Annotated in this window: 8 protein-coding genes and 1 other RNA gene; 5 read left to right on the top strand and 4 right to left on the bottom strand. The window is 71.1% G+C overall.

All coding sequences use genetic code 11. The features are described from left to right. Positions 1 to 163 precede the first annotated feature (163 nt). Positions 164 to 904 (top strand): hypothetical protein, encoded by a 741-nt coding sequence (locus tag GEV10_30970; protein MQA82826.1) that lies wholly within the window; start codon positions 164 to 166, stop codon positions 902 to 904. Then, positions 901 to 2,025: a bifunctional RNase H/acid phosphatase gene (locus GEV10_30965; GenBank protein ID MQA82825.1), complete on the top strand. Its 1,125-nt coding sequence runs from the start codon at positions 901 to 903 to the stop codon at positions 2,023 to 2,025. Before GEV10_30970 ends, GEV10_30965 begins: the two co-directional genes overlap by 4 nt. Here GEV10_30965 and GEV10_30960 read toward each other — a convergent pair. Then, a complete protein-coding gene (locus GEV10_30960; GenBank protein MQA82824.1) occupies positions 2,015 to 3,148 on the bottom strand; it encodes an arsenic transporter in 1,134 nt (377 codons plus the stop codon). The genes GEV10_30965 and GEV10_30960 overlap by 11 nt on opposite strands. Positions 3,149 to 3,328: 180 nt before the next feature. Here GEV10_30960 and GEV10_30955 point away from each other — a divergent pair, with 180 nt between their 5' ends. Further along, a complete protein-coding gene (locus GEV10_30955; protein ID MQA82823.1) occupies positions 3,329 to 4,510 on the top strand; it encodes an MFS transporter in 1,182 nt (393 codons plus the stop codon). A 62-nt stretch (positions 4,511 to 4,572) separates the two neighbouring features. Further along, on the top strand, positions 4,573 to 5,262 hold the full coding sequence (locus GEV10_30950) for a TetR family transcriptional regulator (protein MQA82822.1): 690 nt from the start codon (positions 4,573 to 4,575) through the stop codon (positions 5,260 to 5,262). On the opposite strand, the gene GEV10_30945 is transcribed toward GEV10_30950, so the two are convergent. Together GEV10_30945 and GEV10_30940 are read right to left on the bottom strand one after the other, a co-directional pair. Continuing rightward, entirely contained in the window at positions 5,259 to 5,621 is a 363-nt protein-coding gene (locus GEV10_30945) for a hypothetical protein (protein ID MQA82821.1), read from the bottom strand. The genes GEV10_30950 and GEV10_30945 overlap by 4 nt on opposite strands. Positions 5,622 to 5,641: 20 nt before the next feature. Then, entirely contained in the window at positions 5,642 to 6,628 is a 987-nt protein-coding gene (locus tag GEV10_30940) for a superoxide dismutase (protein MQA82820.1), read from the bottom strand. Positions 6,629 to 6,804: 176 nt separating this feature from the next. Here GEV10_30940 and rnpB point away from each other — a divergent pair. Beyond that, an RNA gene (rnpB, locus tag GEV10_30935) (RNase P RNA component class A) lies at positions 6,805 to 7,200 on the top strand. A 19-nt stretch (positions 7,201 to 7,219) separates the two neighbouring features. Here rnpB and GEV10_30930 read toward each other — a convergent pair. Next, positions 7,220 to 7,672 (bottom strand): hypothetical protein, encoded by a 453-nt coding sequence (locus tag GEV10_30930; protein MQA82819.1) that lies wholly within the window; start codon positions 7,670 to 7,672, stop codon positions 7,220 to 7,222. Between the last annotated feature and the right edge of the window lie 326 nt (positions 7,673 to 7,998).

Here is a 7,998-nt window from a genome sequence, read left to right as displayed (position 1 = left end):
GCCCGCCGAGCATCTCCGCAGCGAACGCCACCAGCCGCGGCCTGACCTGGTCCATCTCCTCCGGGGTCACGGATCAGAACACGACCACATCACGAGCCGGATCAGCGGTAGCGACACACGTAACAAAGTACTACTAGGTGATGTCGAGACGGAGTTGCCACCTGTGAAAGCCGCCCCCGACGCACAGCGACGCCTGCTGGACCTGCAGGTCCTCGACGGCACGCTCGACCGGCTCGCCCACCGGCGCAGGACGCTGCCGGAGATCGCGCGCGTCGCCGAGCTGACCGACCGGTTGACCAAGCTGCGCGACGAGATGGTCACGGCCGAGACCACGCGGTCCGACCTCGAACGCGAGCAGCACAAGGCCGACCAGGACGTCGAGCAGGTACGCAGTCGCTCCGCCAGGGACCAGCAGCGTCTCGACTCCGGGGCCGTCGGGTCGCCGAAGGACCTGGCGAGCCTGCAGGCCGAGATCGAGTCGCTGCGCCGGCGGCAGGCCGACCTGGAAGAGACCGAGCTGGAGATCATGGAGCGGCTCGAGGAGGCGACCGGCCGGGTCACCGAGCTCACCGGCGAGCAGGACACCGTCCGACAGGAGCTGAGCGGCGTCGAGGCCGACCGCGACGCCGTGTTCACCGAGATCGACGCCGAGCACGAGCAGGTCGGCGGCGAGCGCACGTTGACGGCGAAGGACATCCCCGACGACCTGATCACGCTGTACGAGAAGCTGCGCAAGCAGTTCGACGGCGTGGGCGCCGCCGCGCTCGAGGGCAGCAGGTGCGGCGGTTGCCACCTCACCCTCAACCCGGCCGAGCTGTCGCGTGTCCGCGGCGCCCCCGACGACGAGGTCGTCCGCTGCGACGAGTGCCGGCGGATCATCGTCCGCGCCGGCCAGCCGCGATGACCAGACTCGTCGTCGAGGCGGACGGGGGATCGCGCGGCAACCCGGGCCCCGCCGGCTACGGCGCGGTGGTCAAGGACGCCGACACCGGCGCGGTACTCGCGGAGGTCGCCGAGTCCATCGGCAAGGCGACCAACAACGTCGCCGAGTACAGCGGCCTCGTCGCAGGCCTGCGCGCCGCGCACGAGGTCGACCCGGCCGCCGAGGTCGAGGTGCGGATGGACTCCAAGCTCGTCGTCGAGCAGATGCGCGGCACGTGGCAGGTCAAGCACCCCGACCTGCGCCCGCTGGCCGCACAGGCCGCTGGGTTGGCCAGGTCACTGGGCTCGGTGAGCTACGACTGGATCCCCCGCGCGCGCAACTCCCACGCCGACCGGCTCGCCAACGAGGCCATGGACGCCGCGACGGGCAGGTCGCCACGCACCAGACGCAGGCAGGCGGTCGACGCGGACGAGGATGACGAGCCGCGACGCCGGCGGTCGTTCGTCCCGTCGAACCTCGGCACCCCGACCCGCACGCTCCTGGCCCGCCACGGGGCCACGGCGGCGTCGCTCGACGGCTGGTTCAACGGCGCGGCCGACGAGCCGCTGGCCGACGCGGGACGCGACCAGGCCGCCGCCCTCGCCCGCGCGCTCGCCGCCGGCCCGCCCGTCGACGCGATCGTGTCGTCGCCGCTGCGGCGTGCGCGCGAGACCGCCGACGTCGTGGGTGCTGCCCTCGGCATCGCCGTGCGCGAGGAGAAGGACCTGCGCGAGGTCGACTTCGGTGCCTGGGAGGGCCTGTCGCTGACCGAGATCGCGGAACGCTACGCGCACGAGCTGGAGCAGTGGACGTCCGATCCCGCGGCGGCACCGCCCGACGGCGAGAGCATCGTCGCCGTCCACCGGCGGGCGACCCGCGCACGCGACAAGCTGCTGGCGCGGTTTCCCGGGCAGACGGTGCTCGTGGTGGCGCACGGCATGCTGCTCGCCGTCCTCGTCGCGGTCGCCCTCGACGTGCCCGCGGAGGCGGCGTTCCGCATGCGCCTGGAGACGACCGGGCTCTCCGGCGTCGACTGGTACCCCGAGGGCTTCGCGCGGCTCACCCTCTTCAACGACACGGCGCACCTGCAGCTCATGCCGTGAGCAGGAGCGTGACGACGGTGGCGCCGAGCACGAGCGGCACGCCGGCGGCGCCCACCGCGGCGAAGTGAGCGGCGGTCACGTGCACGCCTCGCGACCTGCACCGCTCGCGCCACAGCAAGGTGGCGAGTGAGCCCCACATCAGGATCAGCGGTCCCGCGTTCGCGCCGGCAAGCACGGCGAGGAGATGCTGCTCGGACCCGGCGACACCCTCCATCGCGTAGTACGCGGGCAGGTTGTTCGTGACGTTGGCGAGCGCGGCCGTCACGACCGCGGTGCGCGCGACGCCACCCGCTCCGGCGCCGCCGGCGACCGTCGCGAGAGCGCGCCGCAGCCCCCACCGGTCGAGTGTGTCGACGACGAGGAAGAGTCCCTCCACCAGCAGGACGAGGCGCCACGGCACGAGCGCGAGGCGCAGGACCTTGCGCCGTCGCACGGCGAAGCAGGTGACGAGGACTCCCGCGCCGGCGCAGGCGACGAGCCAGACCGGCGCACCCGCGACGAACGCGGGCCCTGCCGCGACGCAGACGGCCGTGGCGATCCAGAACAGGACGGGATCCGACGGCCGGCGCCGCGGCGGCACGACGTACGTGCCGCGTAGCTGCCGGCGGTACACCACAAGGAGCACGGCGCTCGTGACGACGACGGCGACGAGTGCGGGCAGCCACATGCGTCCGGCGAACCCGGCGACACTCATGCCCAGCCGGTCGACGGCGAGCAGGTTGGTGAGGTTCGACACGGGCAGCAGGAGGCTGGCGGTGTTCGCCAGCCAGACCGCGGCCATCGCGAACGGCAGCGGCGCGAGCTCGAGCTGGATCGCCAGCGAGAGCACCACGGGAGTGAGCAGCACCGCGGTCGTGTCGAGGCTGAGTACGACGGTCGTCGCCGCGCCGAGGGCGACCACGACCAGGTAGAGCGGGAGGGTGCGGCCACGAGCCAGTCTCGCCGCCTCGACCGCGGCGAGGTCGAACACCTCCGCCTCGTCGGCCAGCTCCGCGAGGACGGTGACCGCGACGAGGAACAGCAGGATCGGGACGATCCGCAGGGTGAGCTCGCCGGCGGCGCGCAGCGGGATCAGCCCGCCGGCGACGCAGACGAGTCCGCCGGCCGCTGCCCATCTCCACACTGATCACACGCTAGGTCGCGTTGCCGACAACCGGCGGGGACGTATGCTCGACGGGTGACGAACCGCGCGTGGGTCTGCCCGCCACTGCCGTTGTACGGCAGTGACCACGAGCGCGGCGACCTGCGTCCCTGACCTTCCTTCGACACCGAGCCCCGCTCCGTCTCGAGGAAGGATCCACTCGTGCGTGCCCTCACGTCCGTCATGTCGACCAGGCATGTCCCGAGGCTGCTGTCCGCGATGCTCGTCGGACGGCTGCCGACCGGCATGGCCGCGCTCGCCGTTGTCCTGGTCGTCCGCGCGCAGGGTGGCGGCTACACCGTCGCCGGCGTGCTCGCCGGTGCCTACGCCGTGGGCCAGGCGATCGGCGCGCCGTTCGTCTCACGTGCCGTCGATATGTGGCGGCAGCCACCCGTCCTGGTGCTCAGCGCCGTCGTGTCCGCGGTCGGCTTCTGCGCCTTCGCCGCCGTGGACGTCGGCTCTCGTCCGGTGCTCGCCGGCGTGGCCGTGCTCGTCGCCGGTGCGGCGACGCCACCGATCGAACCGTGCCTGCGGGTGCTCTGGTCCGACCTGCTCAGTGACGACGACGTGCACGCGGCGTACTCGCTCGACACGGCGATGCAGGAGCTGATCTTCACCTTCGGTCCGCTCGTCGTCATCGGGATGGTCGCGCTCGCGGGACCGGGTGCGGGTCCCGTGGCCGCCGGCGTCCTGTGCGTCGCCGGCACCCTCGTCTTCGCGTCGGCACGACCGAGCAGGCGCTGGCGTGGCACCGCCGTCGAGCGACACTGGGCGGGACCGCTGCGGTCGCTGCCCCTCGTGCGGCTGCTGTTCGCCGTCGCCTGCGTCGGCCTCACCATCGGGACGTTCACCGTCGCCGTGACCGCGCATGCCGAGGACGTGGCCACGAGATCGGCCGCCGCCTGGTTGCTGGCGGCGAACGCGGTCGGCGGGCTCGCCGGCGGTGTCGCCAACACGATGACCAGACCCGCGCGCGATCCCTCGCGCCGGCTGTTCTGGCTGATGGCGCTCCTGGCGGTCGGCTACGTCCCGCTCGCGGCCGCGCCGGGGCTGTGGGCGACCCTGCCGCTCGCCGTAGTGAGCGGCCTGGCGCTCCCGCCCGTGCTCGCCTGCGCCATGGTGCTCGTCGACATGCTCGCGCCCGCGGGCACGGTCACGGAGGCGTTCGCCTGGATCGTCACCGCGTTCGGCACGGGGTACGCACTCGGCTCGGCGCTCGCGGGCGTGATGCTCGACACCCTCGGCTACCCCTACGCGATCATCGGCGCCGTCGTCGTCGCCGGCCTCGGCGCGGCGCTGGTCAGGGCCCGACTGGCGCGGCCCGTCACGCCGACGACCGGTTGAGCGGCCGCGTACCGGCGGACGCGTTGCACGCCTGTCGCCACTCTCACGCTGCCACATGACATATGAGGTCAGCTCTTTCTTCTACACTGAACCGGCCCGCACACGATGGCGCAGGAGGAAGAGAGTTGTCGCGTACGTACTCCATGCAGAAGCGGGGTAGAGCTCGAGAGGACACGCGGCAGCGTCTGATGTCGGCCGCGGCCGATCTCATCATGGAGAAGGGCAGCGCGAAGATCACCATGACGGCGGTCGCCGGTCGCGCGGACGTGGCGCTGCGCACGGTCTACAACCACTTCGCGTCCGTCGACGCTCTGCTCGCGTCGGTGATGTCGACGATCAACGAGGAGTTCGCCGCGCTCGCCCCCGCGGTGGTCGACGCTCGTCCCCGCTCGCCCGAGCACGCCCTGCGCGACCTCGTCGTCCAGTGGTTCCACGAGCTCGCCAAGCACGACCAGAGGATCGGCGCGCTCATCACGATCCGCGACTCGGTGGAGCTGGCGCACGCGCTGGCGTCGTCGCGTCAACTCCGGCTCGAGCGGCTGCGCTCCGTCCTGTCGATGGCGGCGGACTGCGACCGGCTGCGGGTGCCGCTCGACGAGGCCGCCGCGATGGCGTACGTCCAGACGGGCTATCAGTCGTGGGTCGCCCTGGTGCGTCAGCTCGACCTGAGCAACGACGAGGCCGCCGACCTCGTGACCCGCTCCATCGCCGCGTTCTCCTTCAGGCGCCGGCCATACGTCCCCCGCGGCTAACGCGGCGGGTCGAGGATGGCCAGCGCGACGAGGAAGCCATCGGCAGTTCGAGACGAGTGACCGACACCCTCAGTGTCCTCGATCAACAAGATGTCCCCGGTCGTGAACGTCCGTGTCTCGCCCGACGCGGAGATCTCTGACGAACCGGCAAGAACGATCCCCAGGGCGCGACGAGGCTCCGGCTGATCCGGATGACCGCCACCCGCCACCGCTCGGGCGAAGATCAGCCCCGACGCTCCGAACACCTCGGACACGCTGAGCGTCTCCGGACCAGGTTCTTCTGGCGTCATCGGAATCCGGATGTCCTCGAACCTCGCCGCCCCTTGGTCGTCGGCGTAGATCCGCGTGCAGTTCAGCATGAGTCAGATGATGGCACGGGTCAGCGCCTGCGAATGCTGATCGCGCGGTACTCGGTGTCCGGCTCTGGCGGGGTCGCGAACCTCGCGAGCGTGAGGTAGACGCGGTCGCCGAACACTGCGGCGGTCGTCGGCGACTGCAGCTCGAAGCGGGGATCCGCGATCCGCTCGACGACGCGCCCGCGCGTACCCCTCGCGTCGATCCGCAGCAGCGTCGCGGCCATGGTCATGCCGCTCTGGATCACGTAGAGCTCGTTCCCGTCGAGGAGCAGCCCGTCGCCGTCGGAGACGAGCGCGCCGCCGAGGTCCACCTCGCGGGTGTGGCCGCTGCCCGGGTCGATGCGGAACAGCTTGCCGGTGTTGGACTGCACGGCGAGCAGGGCCCGGCGGTCCGGCGTCGACGTGATGCCGTTGAGGTTGAAGCCGTCCCCGTACACCAGGTCGCCGGTGAGCGGGATGCGCCGCACGTCGTCCGCGCTCGGGAGTCGGCCGTGACGCAGCGGCAGCTTGTACAGGACCGCGTTGTTCGAGTCGGTGAACCATGCCGCGTCGCGGGTCAGGGCGACGTCGTTGACGAACGCCGGCTCGACGGTGGCCAGGGAGAAGCTCGCGAGGACGCGACCGGTGCGGGTGTCGACGACCCTGGCGTCTCCCGCGGCACCGCCGGAGACGAACAGCCGTCCCCGCGCGTCGGTCTTCAACCCGACCGCCGGCGTCCCCGGGCCACGGCCGATGACCCTGCCGTGCCCGGTGATCAGGCTGGCACGGTAGATCGAGCCGTCGCGAAGCGAGCCGAAGTACGCCACGGGCCCGGGACCGATCGCGATGCCCTCGGGCTGGAACCCGTCGGGCAGCCGTATCTCGCGCGGGAACAGTCGCTGCTCACCGGACGGCGCGGCGATCGCGTTCGGAGCCACCAGGACGGTGGACGCCGCGGCCACCAGCGCCGCTGCGAGCAAGGCGAGTGCGCGTCGGGGACGGACTCGCAGGGACGTGGAATCGTCGGACATGGCTGCTCCCGGGCCATCACGTGAACACGACCGCCGCGCGGTCGCCCGCCTCCGGGTCAACCTCTCGCGCCCGGGTACCACGCGCATAGCCGTCGGTCACAACCGTGACCGTTCCGTTGCCCGACACATGTCGGCGACGACCGCGCTGCACGGTCCGTTAACCTTGACCCCGCGGACGAGTCGGCCGGGCGGTCGCGGCGGTGTCGTGAGACATCGTCGAGGAAAGTCCGGGCTCCACAGGGCAAGGTGGTGGGCAACACCCACCCGGGGTGACCCGCGGGACAGTGCCACAGAAAGCAGACCGCCGTTGCGGTCCGCCGCAGCGGTAAGGGTGAAACGGTGGTGTAAGAGACCACCAGCGCCCGAGGTGACTCGGGCGGCTCGGTAAACCCCACCCGGAGCAAGGCCAAGAGGGTCCGGCACGCCGGACCTGCGCAGACGTCCGAGGGCGGCCCGCCCGAGTCTGCGGGTAGGCCGCTACAGGCTGCCGGCAACGGCAGTCGCAGAGGGATGGCCGCCGGCACCGACTTCGGTCGGTGTCACAGAACCCGGCTTACAGGCCGACTCGTCCGTCCGCATCCCACTGCGGGATCATTGCGGGTCCGGTGCCGCCTCGATCGCGGCCTCGACCTCGTCCAGATAGTCGGTCCAGGTCTGCCCCCGCTCTGCCTTGGCGTACGAGTCGAGCACGGTGCCGGCGATCCGGAACGGTAGTCGGACCGCGTCATGGGTCTCGAACACCTCGGCGAGGCCGGAGGAGCCGAAGATGCATCGCGAGAGGTACGTGAACACCTCCTCGGCGTCGAGCGCGTGCTTCTTCTCGATCGTCGTCGCGAGCGTCCGCAACGCGTCTTCGGACGGAGGGTTCGCCTGACACACGTGAACCGCCACGGCACCGGAGACGGACATCGACAGCGCCACCGCCTGCTCCAGGGCGTCGTTGTCGAGCTCACGAAGCGCGCGTTCGAACTCCTCGTGCTCTCCGCGCACGGCGTAGCCGAGAAGTACGCGAGTCGTTCCTGCGACCTGTGGCTGAATCTGCATCTCTTGCCTCCGAGCGCATGGTGCCGGAAGCCTTGACGGCGCCGCAAGGTGAGTGAAGTTCGGCGGTCAGGTGTCGCCGTAATCATGGGGTCGTTGGGTGTAGGTGCGTCCGACTGGTGAGGTCCAGGTGACGGTGCCGTCGGGGTGGGCGCGGAGTGTCCAGCCGGTGTTCTCGTCTTTGAGCCGGTGGTGACGTGTTTCTGACTTCGTGACGCACTTTGGCGTTGGATTAGCCAACATCGTCGGGGTTCTGGGTGGGTTGAGTCTGTCGTTCTTGGCGGTGGGTGGCAAGCCGGTGTAGCCGGGCTTGCTCGAGGCCGGCCTGG

It is taken from the genome of Streptosporangiales bacterium (assembly GCA_009379955.1).
Classification (GTDB): Bacteria; Actinomycetota; Actinomycetes; order Streptosporangiales; family WHST01; genus WHST01.
The sequence above is the reverse complement of the archived record's forward strand: the minus strand, read 5'-3'. Positions and strand labels throughout refer to the sequence as shown.

What these genes read in the sequence shown, in the direction of transcription:
- GEV10_30965 (MQA82825.1), top strand. Translation starts at nt 901, where the DNA reads ATGACCAGACTCGTCGTCGAGGCGGACGGGGGATCGCGCGGCAACCCG.
- GEV10_30950 (MQA82822.1), top strand. Translation starts at nt 4,573, where the DNA reads ATGAGGTCAGCTCTTTCTTCTACACTGAACCGGCCCGCACACGATGGC.
- GEV10_30945 (MQA82821.1), bottom strand. Translation starts at nt 5,621, where the DNA reads ATGCTGAACTGCACGCGGATCTACGCCGACGACCAAGGGGCGGCGAGG.
- GEV10_30940 (MQA82820.1), bottom strand. Translation starts at nt 6,628, where the DNA reads ATGTCCGACGATTCCACGTCCCTGCGAGTCCGTCCCCGACGCGCACTC.
- GEV10_30930 (MQA82819.1), bottom strand. Translation starts at nt 7,672, where the DNA reads ATGCAGATTCAGCCACAGGTCGCAGGAACGACTCGCGTACTTCTCGGC.